Annotated in this window: 18 protein-coding genes; 10 read left to right on the forward strand and 8 right to left on the reverse strand. The window is 65.2% G+C overall.

The window, feature by feature from the left end; genetic code table 11:
- Both QZ281_RS03515 and QZ281_RS03520 read left to right on the forward strand, forming a co-directional pair.
- Positions 1-390, forward strand: a 390-nt coding sequence (locus tag QZ281_RS03515; protein ID WP_292224792.1) for an SDR family oxidoreductase, incomplete at its 5' end; no start/stop codon positions are given.
- Between the two features lie 49 nt (positions 391-439).
- Positions 440-889: an organic hydroperoxide resistance protein gene (locus QZ281_RS03520; RefSeq protein WP_363297313.1), complete on the forward strand. Its 450-nt coding sequence runs from the start codon at positions 440-442 to the stop codon at positions 887-889.
- A 27-nt stretch (positions 890-916) separates the two neighbouring features.
- Here the strand turns inward: QZ281_RS03520 and QZ281_RS03525 are convergent, their stop codons facing one another.
- The 6 genes from QZ281_RS03525 to rpsF form a co-directional block, all read right to left on the reverse strand.
- Positions 917-2,407 carry a replicative DNA helicase gene (locus QZ281_RS03525; protein ID WP_292224795.1) on the reverse strand — a complete coding sequence of 497 codons (1,491 nt, stop codon included), beginning with the start codon at positions 2,405-2,407 and terminating at the stop codon, positions 917-919.
- A 122-nt stretch (positions 2,408-2,529) separates the two neighbouring features.
- Complete coding sequence (locus QZ281_RS03530) at positions 2,530-2,895, reverse strand: hypothetical protein (RefSeq protein ID WP_292224797.1); 366 nt, start codon at positions 2,893-2,895, stop codon at positions 2,530-2,532.
- Positions 2,896-3,004: 109 nt separating this feature from the next.
- On the reverse strand, positions 3,005-5,419 hold the full coding sequence (locus tag QZ281_RS03535) for a TonB-dependent receptor (protein WP_292224799.1): 2,415 nt from the start codon (positions 5,417-5,419) through the stop codon (positions 3,005-3,007).
- Between the two features lie 381 nt (positions 5,420-5,800).
- Positions 5,801-6,385: a 50S ribosomal protein L9 gene (gene rplI, locus QZ281_RS03540; RefSeq protein ID WP_292224802.1), complete on the reverse strand. Its 585-nt coding sequence runs from the start codon at positions 6,383-6,385 to the stop codon at positions 5,801-5,803.
- Position 6,386: 1 nt separating this feature from the next.
- A complete protein-coding gene (gene rpsR / locus QZ281_RS03545; RefSeq protein ID WP_008259463.1) occupies positions 6,387-6,665 on the reverse strand; it encodes a 30S ribosomal protein S18 in 279 nt (92 codons plus the stop codon).
- 12 nt (positions 6,666-6,677) lie between these two features.
- Complete coding sequence (gene rpsF, locus QZ281_RS03550) at positions 6,678-7,064, reverse strand: 30S ribosomal protein S6 (RefSeq protein ID WP_201100299.1); 387 nt, start codon at positions 7,062-7,064, stop codon at positions 6,678-6,680.
- Positions 7,065-7,416: 352 nt separating this feature from the next.
- Here rpsF and QZ281_RS03555 point away from each other — a divergent pair, with 352 nt between their 5' ends.
- The 4 genes from QZ281_RS03555 (at position 7,417) to QZ281_RS03570 (ending at position 10,970) form a co-directional block, all read left to right on the forward strand.
- On the forward strand, positions 7,417-9,009 hold the full coding sequence (locus QZ281_RS03555; protein WP_292224805.1) for a carboxyl transferase domain-containing protein: 1,593 nt from the start codon (positions 7,417-7,419) through the stop codon (positions 9,007-9,009).
- A 110-nt stretch (positions 9,010-9,119) separates the two neighbouring features.
- On the forward strand, positions 9,120-9,614 hold the full coding sequence (locus tag QZ281_RS03560) for a hypothetical protein (protein ID WP_292224807.1): 495 nt from the start codon (positions 9,120-9,122) through the stop codon (positions 9,612-9,614).
- A gap of 5 nt (positions 9,615-9,619) precedes the next feature.
- Positions 9,620-10,069, forward strand: coding sequence for a hypothetical protein (locus QZ281_RS03565; RefSeq protein ID WP_292224809.1), 450 nt, complete (start codon positions 9,620-9,622; stop codon positions 10,067-10,069).
- A 4-nt stretch (positions 10,070-10,073) separates the two neighbouring features.
- Entirely contained in the window at positions 10,074-10,970 is an 897-nt protein-coding gene (locus tag QZ281_RS03570) for an enoyl-CoA hydratase-related protein (RefSeq protein ID WP_292224811.1), read from the forward strand.
- Positions 10,971-11,006: 36 nt separating this feature from the next.
- Here QZ281_RS03570 and QZ281_RS03575 read toward each other — a convergent pair whose 3' ends face one another.
- Positions 11,007-11,765 carry a methyltransferase gene (locus QZ281_RS03575; protein ID WP_292224812.1) on the reverse strand — a complete coding sequence of 253 codons (759 nt, stop codon included), beginning with the start codon at positions 11,763-11,765 and terminating at the stop codon, positions 11,007-11,009.
- Positions 11,766-11,963: 198 nt separating this feature from the next.
- On the opposite strand from QZ281_RS03575, the gene QZ281_RS03580 reads away from it, so the two are divergent.
- From QZ281_RS03580 to QZ281_RS03590, 3 genes are read left to right on the forward strand one after another with little or no spacing between them, the layout of a single operon-like run.
- The gene (locus tag QZ281_RS03580; RefSeq protein WP_292224919.1) at positions 11,964-12,905 is read left to right on the forward strand and encodes a polyprenyl synthetase family protein; all 942 of its coding nucleotides are present in this window, start codon (positions 11,964-11,966) and stop codon (positions 12,903-12,905) included.
- 60 nt (positions 12,906-12,965) lie between these two features.
- A complete protein-coding gene (locus tag QZ281_RS03585) occupies positions 12,966-13,586 on the forward strand; it encodes a hypothetical protein (protein ID WP_292224814.1) in 621 nt (206 codons plus the stop codon).
- A complete protein-coding gene (locus tag QZ281_RS03590; RefSeq protein WP_292224818.1) occupies positions 13,579-14,214 on the forward strand; it encodes a squalene/phytoene synthase family protein in 636 nt (211 codons plus the stop codon). The genes QZ281_RS03585 and QZ281_RS03590 overlap by 8 nt, the downstream gene beginning before the upstream one ends.
- A 1-nt stretch (position 14,215) precedes the next feature.
- Here QZ281_RS03590 and QZ281_RS03595 read toward each other — a convergent pair whose 3' ends face one another.
- Positions 14,216-14,707 carry a MarR family transcriptional regulator gene (locus QZ281_RS03595; protein WP_292224819.1) on the reverse strand — a complete coding sequence of 164 codons (492 nt, stop codon included), beginning with the start codon at positions 14,705-14,707 and terminating at the stop codon, positions 14,216-14,218.
- A gap of 68 nt (positions 14,708-14,775) precedes the next feature.
- Here QZ281_RS03595 and QZ281_RS03600 point away from each other — a divergent pair.
- The coding region (locus tag QZ281_RS03600) for an MFS transporter (RefSeq protein ID WP_292224820.1) at positions 14,776-15,369 on the forward strand (594 nt) is incomplete at its 3' end.

Consider the following 15,369-nt stretch of genomic DNA (forward strand, 5'->3'; position numbering starts at 1 on the left):
TTCCTGGGCATGAAGACGGTGCTGCCCTCGATGCGCCGTGCGGGCGTCGGCTCCATCGTCAATGTGTCGTCGGCAGCGGTCTATCGCGGGGTCAAGGGCAACTCGGCCTATACCGCCGCCAAGATCGCCATTCACGGCCTCAGCCGCGTCGCTGCGCTGGAGTTCGCCGAGGAGAACATCCGCGTCAACACCGTTCTGCCCGGCATCATCCAGACGCCGATGGTGGACGAGCCTGATCCCGAGCGTGTGGCCGAAATCAACAGCCGCATTCCGGTCAAGCGTCTGGCGGACCCGCAGGAGGTCTCCAATATGATCGTCTATCTGGCCTCGGACGAAGCCAGCTACACGACGGCGGCGGAGATCACCGTCGACGGCGGCATAACCGCCTGATGGAAACCCTGCTGAGCCGGGCGATCTCGTTCGGCTCAGCAGGCCTCATATGGCTTTCGAACAGGAGATCGTCGCGATGAATAGCCTCTATTCAACCACCGTGAACGTTGTCGGCGGCCGCAATGGCGCGGCGCTCAGCGATGACGGCTTTCTGGATCTGAAACTGGCGCAGCCCGCCGCCATCGGCGGGCGCGGCAATGCCACCAATCCGGAACAATTGTTTGCGGCGGGCTATGCAGGATGCTTCGGCAGCGCGGTCATCCATGTGGCGGGGCGCAGGCATAAGGTCGCCGACGATCAGGTCGCCATCGCCGCCACGGTCGGTCTGAACCAGCAGGATGACGGCGGCGTGGCCCTGTCGGTCGCGCTGGCGGTCACCATTGCGGGTGTCGATCAGCCGACGGCTGAGGCCATCGTCGAAGAAGCCCACCGCACCTGCCCTTATTCGAAGGCGGTGCGCGGCAATATCGACGTTCAGATCACCGTCAACGCGGCCTGACAGACGGGCAGGGCGGCTTTGGCCGCCCTATTCGTAGCTGACTTCCTCATAGCCGTGGGCCAAGTTGCCGAAGCGGACGGTGTCGGCCTCGAACGCCAGTTTGACGATGCCGATGGGGCCGTGGCGCTGCTTGCCGATGACGACTTCAGCCTGGCCCTGCAGGCGGTCCATGTCCTGCTGCCATTGCAGGTGTTCCTCGGTGCCTTCACGCGGTTCGGCGCGGCCCAGGTAGTAGCTTTCGCGATAGACGAACATCACGCAGTCGGCGTCCTGCTCGATCGAGCCGGATTCCCGCAGGTCGGACAGTTGCGGGCGTTTGTCTTCACGTTGTTCCACCTGACGCGACAACTGCGACAGGGCGATGATCGGCACCGAAAGTTCCTTGGCCAGAGCTTTCAGACCGCCGGTGATTTCGGACACTTCCTGAACCCGGTTCTTCTGGCCGCCGCCTTCGCCCGTGGTCACCAGCTGGAGGTAGTCGACGATGATCAGGTCAAGCCCATGCTCCATCCGCTTCAGTCGCCGCGCACGGGCCGACAGCTTTGAGATGGAGATGCCGCCGGTGGCGTCGATATAGAGGGGGCTTTCGCCGATCTCGACCGCCGCATCGCGCAGCTTGCCGAAGTCGGAGGCGTCGATTTCACCCTTACGCAGCTTGTCAGACGACACGCCCGACGCATCGGCCAGAATACGCATGGCCAGCTGCTCTGCGCTCATTTCCAGCGAGTAGAAGGCGACGACGCCGCCGTTGACGGTCTTGCGGCCCTCGGGCGTCGGCTCCCACTGATAGGCGCGGGCCACGTTGAAGGCCATGTTGGTCGCCAGTGCGGTCTTACCCATCGACGGACGACCGGCCAGGATCAGAAGGTCGGACGGGTGCAGGCCGCCCAGCTTGCGGTCCAGATCGTTCAGGCCGGTGGCCAGACCGGCCAGCTTGCCTTCGCGCTGATAGGCCTCGGCCGCCATCTGCACCGCGCCGGACAGGGCGTGCGAGAAGCTGACGAAGCCGGACGACGGCTTGCCCGTTTCAGCCAGCGAATAGAGGGTCTGTTCGGCCTGTTCGATCTGTTCGTCGGCGGGCGTCTCGGGGTTGGGCGCCTCCTTGATGATGTCGCCGCCGATGCGGATCAGGTCACGGCGCAGCGCCAGATCATAGACCACGCGGGCATAGTCGGGGGCGTTGGCGGCGGGCGGCGCCCGGTCCACCAGATCGGCGAGGTAACGCAAGCCGCCGAACTCATGAAACGCGGGGTCCTGCTTGAACCGCTCCATCAGGATGGTCGGCTCGGCCAGCATGCCCTGACGGATGTGGTCCTCGATCGCGTCGAACAGGCGCTGGTGGAAGGGTTCGTAGAAATGGCTGCCGCGCAGGCGGTCGCTGAGGCGCTCGAACACCCCGTTGTCGAACATCAGCGAACCCAGCAGGGCCTGCTCCGCCTCCAGGTTATGGGGCATCGAGCTGACGCTGACGGAATCCGATGGTGCGGAAGAATAGGGCATGGGGGCGAATGCGTTCATTGTCTTAACGCTTTACCCCTGACGCGCGCCTGCGTCAGACGGGGACGCGGACTAGACCGTGGACAGATCGTCCACCCTGTGGGCGAACCGAATTTTCCCAATGAAGATCGGGCGGGGAAAGATCAGGCGGGGCAGGGATAGGTCTCGATCATCCATTCGCGGGTGGCCTGGGTCACGCTGATGTTGCGACGCGCGGCGGGAATGGCGTTGAAGCGGGCGAGGATCTGATCCGGGGACAGGCGGACCTTGTCCGGGATGCAGGCGGCGCCGGGGCGTCCGGCGGCGCGGGCCTCGGTCTGTTCGGTCTTCACCGTCTGCATGGCGCCGCGAAACTCGGTCATCAGGTTGCGGGTGTCGGAACGCAGCAGAGCGGTTGGATTGCGCGGAATGCCGTTGGCCGTGGTCAGGAACTCCTGAACTGTCATGGCGCTGGCGGCAGTGGCGATCAGGCTGGCGCAGAGGCCCAACGTAATGGCGAACGTCTTCATGTCATCTCCCTCTCCAGACCGTTGTAAGCTGAAGCTTGCGGCGGAAGCTTGACCAAAGAAAAAGGGCGCTCCGCAGAGCGCCCTTCGTCGTTTCCGTCAGGTGGTCAGATCACCACTTCACGTTCAGGCGGGCGTAGGCGTAACGTCCGTTGAAGCCGAACGGCGAGTAGTAGGGGAAGCCCAGCACACCGTTGGAGTTCAGGCTGGCCGGGACATAGTCCGGGTATTCGTCGAACACATTGTCCACACCGACGGTGACGCCGATCCGATTGGTCAACTGATAGCGGGCTTCCAGATCAACAACCGTCTTGGCGCCGGTCGAATAGTCGTTGGCCTCAGTCGAACCCGCCTGCAGTACGTCGCCATAATAGGTGGCGCGAACCGTGGCCCCGAACTTGTTCAGAGCCCAGTCGGCGGCGGCCGAGACCTTGGTGTCCGGCGTGCCGTCTTCGATGGTCAGGATGCGTTGACGGGCGAACAGGGTCGGGACCGGGTTCAGAACCGACGACGAGTTCGGCAGGCTCTTGACCTTCACGTCATTGAAGTTGGCGGCGACGGTGAAATCGAAGTCGCCCAGACGTTCGGTCGGCAGGCGGTAACGGCCCACAACGTCCACGCCCTCGGTCGAGGTCGAAACCCCGTTCAGGAAGAAGCGCGCGGCCTGAATGCCTAGCGGATCAAGCAGCCCGGCGACTTGAGGCGAGAAGCTGCGGTTGATCAGTTCCGACAGGACGATCTGGTTTTCGATGTCGATCTTGTAGGCGTCCACCGTCAGGTCGAAGCGGCCCAGACGCACCACGCCGCCCAGCGAATAGTTAGTCGAGGTCTCGGCCTTCAGCGGGCGCGCGCCCAAGGCCGATGCAACCGCGCTGGTCGCCGGGAAGGTGCCGGTCTCGACCACGGCGCCGTTCTGGATCACAGACTGGGTCGAGGTGAAGTACGACTGCTGCAGCGACGGCGCGCGGAAGCCGGTCGAGATCGAACCGCGCAGGGCGAAGTTGGGCGTGAAGTCATAACGGCCCGACAGCTTGCCCGTCTGGGTCGTGCCGAAGTCGGAATAGTCCTCGAACCGCACAGCTCCATCAACCGTCAGCTTGTCGGTCAGCGGGATTTCGACGTCGGCATAGGCGGCGAAGTTGTGACGGCTGACGTCAACCTCGTTCGACGGCTGGAAGCCGACGAAGCCCTGTGCGCCGCCTGCCAGAGCGGTGTTGGAGCCGAGCGGGCCGCGGTTATAGCTTTCCGGCTGGCCGGCCTTGATCTGATAGTTCTCCCAGCGCTGTTCGACACCCCAGGCGAAGTTCAGCGGACCGGCGGACAGGCCCACGTCGAAGGCGCGGCTGAAGTCAGCGGCCAGCACCGTCTGGTCATAGATCAGGCTGCCGGAATCGAAGTCGGTCGGCGAGTTGGCGCCATAGGTCGAGTTCAGCGAATCCTTGGTGCGGAAGTCCAGGGCGTTGCGGCCGTAGGTCAGGCTGAAGTCTGCGTTCCATCCGGCCAGTTCACCGCGCAGGCCGCCTGCGACCGAGGCGTCCTTGGAGTTGATCGCCACCTTGGGCAGGTAGCCGTTGGGATAGATGGAGGCGACGTTGTTGATATTGTCCGACAGGCGCGGGAAGGCGGCGCCGGTGCTGTCGCGGTCCTGATAGCCTGCCCAGCCATAGGCCTTCCAGCCGTTGCCCAGTCCCTTGCCTGCATTGGCGAAGACCGTCCATTGCTCGACATCCGGGTCGCCGAAGCGGGCGGTGATCGCGCCATTGGCGGCGGCGCGTGGGTCATAGTCCGCGCGGTTCGTGCTGTCGCGGTTCAGGTATTCCGCCGACAGGGTCAGGAAGCCGTCGTCGCCCAGCGCAAAACCCTGCCAGGCGGAGGCGGTCACGGTGGCGCCGTCTTTCTCGTCACGCTTGCCGCGCGCGGTCTGCACGCTGGTCAGATACTGGCCGTAGGTGACGCTGGCGCCGCCGCCGCTGGAAGCCTCCTTCAGGCGCAGATTCACGACGCCGGCGATGGCGTCCGAACCATACTGGGCCGAGGCGCCGTCACGCAGGACTTCGACACGGTCCAGAGCGCCGGTCGGAATGGTGTTCAGGTCGACCGCAGCCGAACCGCGACCGACCGTGCCGTTGACGTTGACCAGGGCCGAGGCGTGGCGACGCGTGCCGTTGACCAGCACCAGGGTCTGATCCGGCGACAGGCCACGCAGGGTGATGGGGCGAACCGAGTCCGTGCCGTCGTTGGCGGACGGGCGCTGGAAGGTCAGGGACGGGATGGCCTGGGCCAGGGCGGTCGCGAACTCGGTCGTGCCGGTCTTCTGCAGGTTCTGGGCGGTGACGACATCGACCGGCGCCAGGGTGTCGAGGCGCGAACGGTTCGGCGCGCGCGTGCCGGTGACGACGATGTCGCTGACGGTCTCGGCGGATTGTTCGGCGGTTTGGGCGAAGGCGGGCGCTGCGGTCAGCAGGGCGATGGCGGAGGCGGTGGCGAACAGAACGGAGGAGGCGTTCCGAGCAGGGGGGATGCGCATTTTAGAGAGATTTCCTGTTGTTGGTCTTGGCGCGGGGAGGCGCAGGCCGCCGCCTTTGGCGTGCGGCGTTTGGATGGCGGCAGATTGGCGGTGCGAGGGTCGGCTCAGCCGTTACATCGCGTGCCAACCGCCGACCGCGCCTTGCAGGGCGGGCCTTTGGGCATGGGGGTCTCCGTCCGCGAGAAAGGGGGGAGGGGGCTCGCGGTCACCGTCATATCAAGGGCGCGATCATGGCGGGGTCAATCGGACGGGCCGCGACTTCTGCTATAAGCCGCTTTAGGAAATCTAATGGGTCGGCGTCTGGCGCAGCAAAAAGGGCGCGTCCCTTGCGGAACGCGCCCCTGATGTCTTGACCGGTCCGGCCCGAAGGCCGGGTCAGGATCAGGCTTCGTCGCCGAAGCCTTCTTGTTGACCGGCGCCGCCTTCGATGAGTTCCTGGGCCGATTGCTCGGCGGCCTGGCGCTCATTGTCGAACTGGCTGCGGATCACGTCTTCGCCCTTGGCTTGACGCTCAGCTTCATCCATCGAACGGGCGATGTTGATCTTGACCGTCGCGCGGACCTCGGCGTGCAGGCGAACCGGCACTTCGTGGACGCCCAGGGTCTTGATCGCCGTGTTCAGGACGACCTGCGAACGCTCGACCTTGCCGCCTTCAGCCTGGATGGCTTCGGAGACGTCGCGGCCTGCGACCGATCCGTACAGTTGGCCGGTTTCACCAGCCTGGCGGATCATGATGTAGGTCTGGCCGTCGATCTTGTCGGCGACCTTCTGTGCATCAGACTTGTTCTTCTCGTTGCGCTGCTCGATGGCGGCACGGTCGAGTTCGAACGCCTTCAGGTTCGCGGCGGTGGCCCGGCGGGCCTTGTCGCGCGGCAGAAGGAAGTTACGGGCGAAGCCGTCCTTGACGGACACGACGTCGCCGATGGCGCCGAGGTTCTCGACGCGTTCCAGCAGAACGACCTTCATCTTACTTCACCACGTACGGCAGGAGGGCCAGATAGCGGGCGCGCTTGATGGCCTTGGCCAGTTCACGCTGCTTCTTCTGGGAGACGGCGGTGATGCGCGAAGGCACGATCTTGCCGCGTTCGGAAACGTAACGCTGCAGCAGCTTCACGTCCTTGTAGTCGATCTTCGGCGCGTTGGCGCCCGAGAACGGGCAAACCTTGCGGCGACGATAGAAGGGGCGACGGCCAGCGGCGCCGGAGCCCGCCGGTGCGCCCGGGGTCGGGGCGGTTGTATCGGTCATGTTCCGGGTTCCTTATTCGGCGTCGGCGGCGGCGTCTTCGCGCGGGGTGCGCTCACGCTCACGCTCGCGTTCACGCTCGCGACGGGCCAGCAGCGGCGACAGTTCCAGGTCGAGTTCCTCGACGCGGACGGTCAGCCAACGCAGCACGTCTTCGTTGATGCCCAGCTGACGCTCGACTTCGGCCATGGCGGCCGGAGGGGCGTCGACGGCCAGCAGCGAATAGTGAGCCTTGCGGTTCTTCTTCACGCGGTACGTCAGGTTGCGCAGACCCCAGTATTCGATCTTGGCGACCGAGCCGCCACCGGCGACGATCAGATCCTTGATGGTGTCGTTCAGCGCTTCGGCCTGTTGCGCCGAGATGTCCTGGCGCGTCATGACCGTGTGCTCGTAAAGAGCCATGCGGTAGTCTCCCTTGTGGGCATCGGCGCGGCAACGACCGGGTAAGTCGATCCCACGATGGCTCCTGACGCGGCGGCCGGACCGATTGTCCAACCCTTTGGTGTTCCACGACAGGACCGAAGCCCTGGAAAGGCGGGGCCTATAGGCGAAAAGGGGCGGGGAGGCAAGGTTGCGCCGGTTTGGCGATGGTTCAGCGTGGCTGAACGTCCGGCTCGGCTCGAAAATGCGCGTTCACGGGCTTTGCCGCAATATATGGACGGCGCGCGCACGTCTGCTGCGCCTATCCTGCTATTTGGGATGCGGATGAGGAAGGGCTTTTCCCGGCGGCCAGACCTGCTTACACCTTATATCCATGCCGAAGCTGACATCCGCGGTCGATCCGCAAAGCCCGCAATACAAGTCCCTGCACGCGCACAACAGCGCCCTGGTCGCAGAACTGCGCGACCATGTGGCCAAGGCGGCGCGGGGCGGTTCCGACAAGTCGCGTGAACGCCATGTGGCGCGGGGCAAGCTGTTGCCGCGTGACCGGGTCGAACGGCTGCTGGACCCCGGTTCGCCCTTCCTAGAGGTCGGGCAGCTTGCGGCGGGCGGCATGTATGACGGCGACGCACCGGGTGCAGGCGTCATCGCGGGCGTGGGCCGTGTCTCGGGGCGTGAGGTGATGATCGTCGCCAACGACCCGACGGTGAAGGGCGGCGCCTACTTCCCGATGACGGTGAAGAAGCATCTACGCGCACAGGAAATCGCCGAGCAGAACAATCTGCCGTGCGTCTATCTGGTGGATTCCGGCGGGGCCAACCTGCCGCACCAGGCAGAGGTGTTTCCTGACCGCGACCACTTCGGCCGCATCTTCTTCAATCAGGCGCGGATGAGCGCACGCGGCATCGCCCAGATCGCCTGTGTCATGGGAAGCTGCACCGCAGGCGGCGCCTATGTCCCGGCCATGTCGGACGAGACGGTTATCGTGCGCAATCAGGGCACCATCTTCCTGGCGGGACCGCCGCTGGTGAAGGCGGCGACGGGCGAGGTCATTTCGGCGGAGGAGTTGGGCGGGGCTGAGACGCACGGGCGCAAGTCCGGCGTGGTGGACCATGTGGCTGAGAACGACGAACACGCGCTGGAAATCGTGCGCTCCATCGTCGCCAATCTGAACACGACCAAGCCCATGCCGCTGGACGTGCGCGAACCAAAGGCGCCTGCGTTCGACGCCGATGAACTGTACGGCCTGATCCCCGACGACGTGCGCGCCCCCTATGATGTGCGCGAGGTCATCGCCCGCGTAGTGGACGGGTCAGAGTTCGATGAGTTCAAGGCGCTGTATGGAACGACCCTGGTCTGCGGCTTCGCGCGTATCTGGGGCTATCCGGTCGCCATTCTGGCCAACAACGGCGTGCTGTTTTCCGAGAGCGCCCAGAAGGGCGCGCACTTCATCGAGTTGGCCTGCAAGCGCAAGATTCCGCTGGTCTTCCTGCAGAACATCTCCGGCTTCATGGTCGGCGGGAAATACGAGGCGGGCGGCATCGCCAAGGACGGCGCCAAGCTGGTGACGGCGGTGGCCAGCGCAGAGGTGCCCAAGTTCACTGTGCTGATCGGCGGCAGCTTCGGCGCCGGAAACTATGGCATGTGCGGGCGGGCATATTCGCCGCGCTTCCTGTTTACCTGGCCGAACAGCCGCATCAGCGTGATGGGCGGCGAGCAGGCGGCGTCGGTCCTGGCAACCGTCCACCGAGACGCCGACACCTGGTCCCCGGACGAGGCCGAGGCCTTCAAGGCGCCGATTCGCCAGAAGTACGAGGACGAGGGCAATCCATATTACGCCACCGCCCGCCTGTGGGACGATGGGGTCATCGACCCGGCCCAGACGCGTGACGTGCTGGGTCTGGCCATCAGCGCCAGCCTGAACGCGCCTGTTCCGGACACCACCTTCGGCGTGTTCAGGATGTAATCGAGCGACCGTATAAATATGCGCTGTTCAAAATCTGCTTGAAACGGCGTGTCGGGCTTGAGACTGTCACCTCTGCGATCCTGAAGATCGAATGCTGTAAGGACTGATCCATGAAGACGACTGTCGCTGCAATCGCCCTGAGCTCGGTTCTGACGTTGGCCTTGGCTGCCTGCAACTCGCCTGACAAGCCTGCCGCGCCCGCAGACGCCGCGCCGGCCACGGAGCAGGCGGCGCAGCAGCCGTCGTCGGCGCCGGTTTCGGCGGCGGAAGAAGAAGCGGCGATGGCGGGGCGTCCATCGCGTGCGGTCTTCCCGGTCGGGTTCCGTGGCAACTGGGACTACAGCAACGACGGTTGCGCCAAGGATGAGAGCGGCACGCGATTCGTCATCACCGAGAACCAGATCAAGGGTTACGAGGACACCTCGACCCTGACTGCGCTTGAGAGCATCGACGAACTGACCATCCGTGTCGTGCTGGACAACCAGTCGTCCGATGGCGACGTGACCCTGACCCAGACGCTGCGCCTGTCACCCGTTGCGGGGATCACCCTGCGGGTTGAACAGAAGGGTGAAACTGTTCTGGCCTACCGTTGCGACAAGGTCTGATCCGGGTGAGGCTGATCTCCGGGGGCGCGGCGGTTCTGTGCATGTTTGCGCTGGCCGCCTGCGATGCACGCGAGCCTGCGCCTAAGCCTGAAGCCTCTGCGCCGCTGGTGACCGAGATGATTGCGCCGCCCCGGCCTGAGGCGGTTGTGATCTCGATCCCGCTGGCGTTTCGCGGTGCGTGGGCGACGGATCTGGCGGAATGCACAGCCGATGAAAGCACCGGCAAGATGAGCCTGACCATCGGCGGCAGGGCCATCACCTATTCCGAAACCTCTGACGCCCTGATCTCGGTCAACGAAATCGGCCCTGAAAGCGTTAGGCTTACGGTCGATCACGACAATGACGGGGAAGTCCGTCGTCTGGAACGCACCCTGACGCTGTCGAACGATCGGCAGACGCTCAGCTTCAACTATGGCGACGAACCCCAGGTCGTCATTCGCTGCCCGCAAGGATAAGACCATGGCCGAAACGCCCAACGAAGCCGACCTGAACGCTCTGGATGTCACTGACGCCGAGGCGGTGGAGATCAACCGCATCTCGCACCCGCTGCTGGCCGACCCGGCGCCAGATGCGAATGATGATCTGGTCCAGATCGACTCGACCGTCGATGGCGTGGTCTTCGTCACCATCAACCGCCCGCACAAGAAGAACGCCTTTGACGCCGCCGTCATCGCGGCTCTGCATGAAGCGTTCGAGACCCTGCATGGCGCGGATCGCGTCCGCGTGGTCTTCATTCGCGGCGCGGGCGGCAACTTCAGCGCGGGCGCTGACCTGAACTGGATGCGTGACGCCGCCGACTGGTCCGAGAGCGACAACCGCGATGACGCCCTGGGTCTGGCCCGGATGCTGAAGGCTCTGCACGACGTGCCGGCCCTGACGGTGGCTGTCGTCGAGGGCAACGCCATGGGCGGCGGGGCGGGCATCGTCGCTGCCTGCGACATGGCCGTGGCGGTCGATGGTGCGCGTTTCGCCTTTTCGGAGGTCAAGCTGGGCCTGATCCCGGCGACCATCGCCCCCTATGTCATCGAGGCCGTCGGCGCCCGCCGCGCCCGCCAGCTGTTCCTGACCGGCAACAGCTTCGACGCCGACTATGCCGCCCACGCGGGTCTGATCGATCTGGTCCTGCCGGAGGGTTCGGTGGACGAGTTCATCTCCATGCTGACCGACAGCCTGTCAGGCAATGCGCCCGGCGCCATGGGCGATGCCAAGCGTCTGGTGAACGACATCGCCCATCACAAGCTGGACAACAGCCTGTTGGAAGACACGGCCAAGCGGATCGCTCGCGCCCGCGTGTCGGCGGAGGGGCAGGAGGGCGTCCGCGCCTTCCTGGACAAGCGCAAGCCCAACTGGGCGTGAGGTCTTTGATCCCTCTCCTGCGGGAGAGGGATCAAGTCACCAATCCAGTGACGCTTCCCCGCGCAAAATAGCTTCGGCTTCGGGGGTATGTTTGCCGCTAGTGCGGTCGTGCAGCACCAGCGGCGGCAGCAGGCGCAAGGGGGCCTTGCCGGTCTTGATGGCGTGGACCAGCACGCGTTTGGCCGGTTCGTCGGCGAAGGGATGGATGGGGCGGATGGCGAATGACCCCGCCTTGTCCCCCAGCAGGCTCAACAGGTCGGCCAGACGATCCGCGCGATGGATGACCACGACGCGTCCGCCCTCGCGCACGGATTTCAGTAGGAAATGGGTCCAGGCGGCCAGGCCGTCGTCGGCCATCCATGCTCCACGCTTGCTTTCTGAGGGTGCGCGCAGGGCGCCTGCGTCATCGAAGAAGGGCGGGTTGGAGACGGCCCAGTCGAACACCGGCAGGTCCAGCGCGCGAAAGCCCGCCGCCACGTCGCCCTGGCGAATCAATACGCGATCCTGAACGCCGTTAAGGGGGGCGTTTTCGTCTGCTAGCGTCGCCATGACCGGGTCACGTTCCAGTCCTGTCAAGAAACTTTCCGTTCGGCGAGCCGCGATCTGCATCAGCACGGCGCCCGCGCCGCATCCCGCCTCGATGAGGCGTTCGCCAGCCGCCACCGGGGCCGCAGCGGCCAGAAGCGCGGCATCCATGCCTGCGCGATAGCCTCGCGCCGGTTGCCGCAGGCGCACACGTCCGTCCAGCAGGCCGTTCTCGACCACATCAGGGCGTGTTGTTTCAGCGGTTCCCAAACCTCAATCTCCTTGACCCCCAAAGGGGCGAACACCATTGTGCGCCGCAGTTCGCCGGGGCAAGTCAACCTGGCTGCAAAATCCTTCGACGCGGTCCGCCGCGCCCCTGTGAAAGAGTATCCTTTGGACGTTGCCATCGCTGCCGCTACCCGCCCGAAGGGGGACGTCAACGCCCTCGTACGGCTGGCCGAGGTCGATATGGCCGCCGTCGACGCCCTGATCATCGATCGGATGCAGTCTGACGTGCCGATCATTCCGCTGCTGGCCGAGCATCTGGTCTCGGCAGGGGGCAAACGCCTGCGTCCGTTGCTGACCGTCGCTGCTGCGCGTGTCACCGGCGCTCAGGATGATATCCTGTCGCCCAAGAAACTGGCCGCTGCGGTCGAGTTCATTCACACCGCCACCCTGCTGCACGATGACATCGTCGATGCGTCGGAACTGCGTCGCGGCAAGGTCGCGGCCCACCTGATCTGGGGCGCGCCCACCAGTGTTCTGGTCGGCGACTTCCTGTTTGCCCGCGCCTTTGAGCTGATGGTCGAGACGGATTCCATGCGGGCGCTGGGCATTCTGGCCTCGGCCTCGCGGGTGATTTCGGAAGGCGAGGTGCTGCAGCTTACGCGCGCCCACGACCTGAACCTGGATCAGGCTACCTATCTGCAGATCATCTCGGCCAAGACCGCTGAGCTGTTCGCCGCCGCTGCCGAAGCGGGCGCCGTCGGCGCCAGTGCTGACGCCTCCGCCGTCAAGGCGTTGCGCGACTACGGCATGGCGCTAGGCATCGCGTTCCAACTGGCCGACGACGCGCTGGATTACGGCGCTACGGCTGAGGCGTTGGGCAAGAACGCCGGTGACGATTTCAACGAAGGCAAGGCCACCCTGCCGCTGCTGCTGGCCGTCGCCCGCACCAAGGGACGCGAGGACGCCTTCTGGGACCGCACGGTGACCAAGGGCGAGCGCACGCCTGAAGACTTCGCCCGCGCTCGTGAACTGGTGGTCGGCTCCGGCGCCATCAATGCGACGCTGGATCTGGCGGGCGACTATGCCGATCAGGCCAAGGCGGCTCTGTCGGTCCTGCCTGACAGCGACTGGCGCAGGGCGCTGGAAGACCTGGCCGACTTCGCCGTGTCGCGCGCCGCCTGATCTACGTCTATAGTCAAGCTGTGAACCCAACCAAGACGCCTCGGGGGAGGGGCTGAAGCCATGTCCGGACTGCTCGCCAATTTCCGCAACACCATCCTGCTCAGCGCTGTGCTGGCGGCGGTGATGATCTTCGCCTTTGGCCGCATCGCGCCGGGCGGCTTCGACCTGATCTTCTGGCAGGCCGCGCTGCGCTGGGTGCACGTCGTGGCGGGCATTCTGTGGATCGGGCTGCTGTATTATTTCAACTTCGTCCAGATCCGTAAGATGCCGGAAATCCCTGGCGACCTGAAACCTGCCGTGTCGAAATACATCGCGCCTGAGGCCCTGTTCTGGTTCCGCTGGTCGGCGCTGGTGACGGTGCTCGCTGGTCTGGCGGTCATGGGCCTGCGTGGCCACGCCTATGCCGCTGAGGTGCTGAGCTTCGGCTTCGCCGGTGGTCTGCATCAGGGCGACCAGCAGTTCGCGCTGATGGGGCTGGGCGTCTGGCTGGCCATCGTCATGTTCCTGAACGTCTGGGGCGTGATCTGGCCGAACCAGAAGCGTGCGCTGGGCATCGTCGCCGTGGATGATGACAAGAAGGCCCGCGCCGCGCGCATCGCCATGCTGGGCAGCCGCACCAACCTGTTGCTGTCGCTGCCGATGCTGACGGCGATGGCCATGTACCAGACCCTGTTTGGCTGATCCTGCCGAACAACTGGATGCTCAGGTCCGCGCAGCCGACCTCGACCGCTGGCTGTCCAGCCGTCTGGTCGCGGACGTCCGTGCGCGCGCGGACCTGATCGCCCTATATGCCTTTGAGGCGGAACTGCTGGCCATTCCCACGCGCGTCACCCAACCCCTGCTGGCCGAGATGCGCTACACTTGGTGGGCTGAGCAGATGGACGGGGTGTTTGCGGGCGTGCCGCGCAAAGGCCACCCGGTGCTGGAGGCCCTGACCGACATGGCGACACGCCACGGCCTGAACCGCGCGCCTTTCGACGCCCTGATCGAGGCCCATATCGGCCGGGTTCACAGTCAGCCGCATGACTTGGACGCCTTTTACGTCGGGCCGATGCAGACGGCGGTGCATCTGCTGGCCGGGCCGGGGCATGACGCCAAAGTCGTCGATGCTGGTCGCGTCTGGGGGCTTTCGCAGACGGGCCGTGCCGATGAGGCGAAAGCCTTACGCCCCGCCGCCAATCGCGCCCTGAAATCCTTGCCGCCTGCTGCATTCCCGGCTGTGGCCCATGCGGCGCTGGCAGGGCAGGAGGCTCCCGAACCGCTGAAACGCCTGCGCCTGATCTGGGCTGCCCTGCGTGGGCGTATCTGACCTAGCCGTCCAGGGCGCCGATCAATCGGGCCAGCAGGTCGTTCAGGGCTGTCTGCTCCTCCCGCGACAGGGGCGACAGGATATCTTGCGCCGTCAGTTCGTGAACCGGCATCATGGCCTCGATCAGGTCGAAGCCCTTGTCCGTCAGCTTGACCAGGGTGGCGCGGCGGTCAGAGGGGTGAGGGCGGCGCTCGACCAGTCCGGCCTTCTCCAGCCGATCAATGCGCGCCGTCATGCCGCCCGACGACATCATGGCCGCCTCGAACAGGGCGGTCGGCGTCAGGCCCTCTGGCGCGCCTGACCGGCGCAGCGTCGCCAGCACATCGAACTCTCCATGCTGAAGCCCATAGCGCGAGAAGACGGGCGACTGTCGTTCGCGCACGATCAACTGGGACGCCTCGTTCAGGCGGCCCAGCACTTCCAGCGGCAGCATGTCTATGTCGGGACGTTGTACGGCCCATTCGGCGGCGGCGCGTGAGGCTCTGTCGTTCATGAGTTATCTTGACATCGAGATACTTAATGGCGAGATACTAGCCCAGTTCTTGAGTGGAGTCCTCTGCCATGACCACGCGGTCTTCAGGCGAATTGACGCGCGGCGCGCCCTTGCTGCTGCTGGCGGCCATCGTCGCGCTGGCGCTGAACCTGCGCCCCGCGATGGCGGCTGTCGGACCCCTGCTGGATCTGATCGAGACGGCGACGGGGATGGATTCCACCGCCGCCAGCCTGTTGACCACCCTGCCGGTGCTGATGATCGGGGTCGGGGCCTTGTCGATCCGACCGCTGCGGCGGCGATTGGGTGAGCGACGCGGCATACTGCTGGGCGCCTTGCTGATCGGCGCGGCCTGTCTGGTGCGGGTCTTGTTCAGGGATACGGCCAGCCTGATCGCCAGCGCGGTGGTCGTGGGCGTCGGTGTCGCGCTGATTCAGGCGCTTGCACCGGTGGTGATCAAACGGGCCTTCCCGGAACGTTTCGGCACGGTGATGGCCCTCTACACCACAGGCATCATGGGCGGCGCGGCCATTGCGGCGGCGACGGCGGCGGGCCTGGCCGAGGCGATCGGCTGGGCGGGGACGCTGGCGCTTTGGAGCCTTCCGGCCTTTGTCGCGGCGGTCGTCTGGCTGACAATTCGCGCAATCGAGAAGAACAAACCAATC

The organism is Brevundimonas sp., assembly GCF_018608325.1.
GTDB lineage: Bacteria > Pseudomonadota > Alphaproteobacteria > Caulobacterales > Caulobacteraceae > Brevundimonas.

Coding starts and splice junctions, on each gene's coding strand:
- QZ281_RS03520 (WP_363297313.1), top strand. CDS start 440: ATGGCTTTCGAACAGGAGATCGTCGCGATGAATAGCCTCTATTCAACC.
- QZ281_RS03525 (WP_292224795.1), bottom strand. CDS start 2,407: ATGAACGCATTCGCCCCCATGCCCTATTCTTCCGCACCATCGGATTCC.
- QZ281_RS03530 (WP_292224797.1), bottom strand. CDS start 2,895: ATGAAGACGTTCGCCATTACGTTGGGCCTCTGCGCCAGCCTGATCGCC.
- QZ281_RS03535 (WP_292224799.1), bottom strand. CDS start 5,419: ATGCGCATCCCCCCTGCTCGGAACGCCTCCTCCGTTCTGTTCGCCACC.
- rplI (WP_292224802.1), bottom strand. CDS start 6,385: ATGAAGGTCGTTCTGCTGGAACGCGTCGAGAACCTCGGCGCCATCGGC.
- rpsR (WP_008259463.1), bottom strand. CDS start 6,665: ATGACCGATACAACCGCCCCGACCCCGGGCGCACCGGCGGGCTCCGGC.
- rpsF (WP_201100299.1), bottom strand. CDS start 7,064: ATGGCTCTTTACGAGCACACGGTCATGACGCGCCAGGACATCTCGGCG.
- QZ281_RS03555 (WP_292224805.1), top strand. CDS start 7,417: ATGCCGAAGCTGACATCCGCGGTCGATCCGCAAAGCCCGCAATACAAG.
- QZ281_RS03560 (WP_292224807.1), top strand. CDS start 9,120: ATGAAGACGACTGTCGCTGCAATCGCCCTGAGCTCGGTTCTGACGTTG.
- QZ281_RS03570 (WP_292224811.1), top strand. CDS start 10,074: ATGGCCGAAACGCCCAACGAAGCCGACCTGAACGCTCTGGATGTCACT.
- QZ281_RS03580 (WP_292224919.1), top strand. CDS start 11,964: ATGGCCGCCGTCGACGCCCTGATCATCGATCGGATGCAGTCTGACGTG.
- QZ281_RS03585 (WP_292224814.1), top strand. CDS start 12,966: ATGTCCGGACTGCTCGCCAATTTCCGCAACACCATCCTGCTCAGCGCT.
- QZ281_RS03595 (WP_292224819.1), bottom strand. CDS start 14,707: ATGAACGACAGAGCCTCACGCGCCGCCGCCGAATGGGCCGTACAACGT.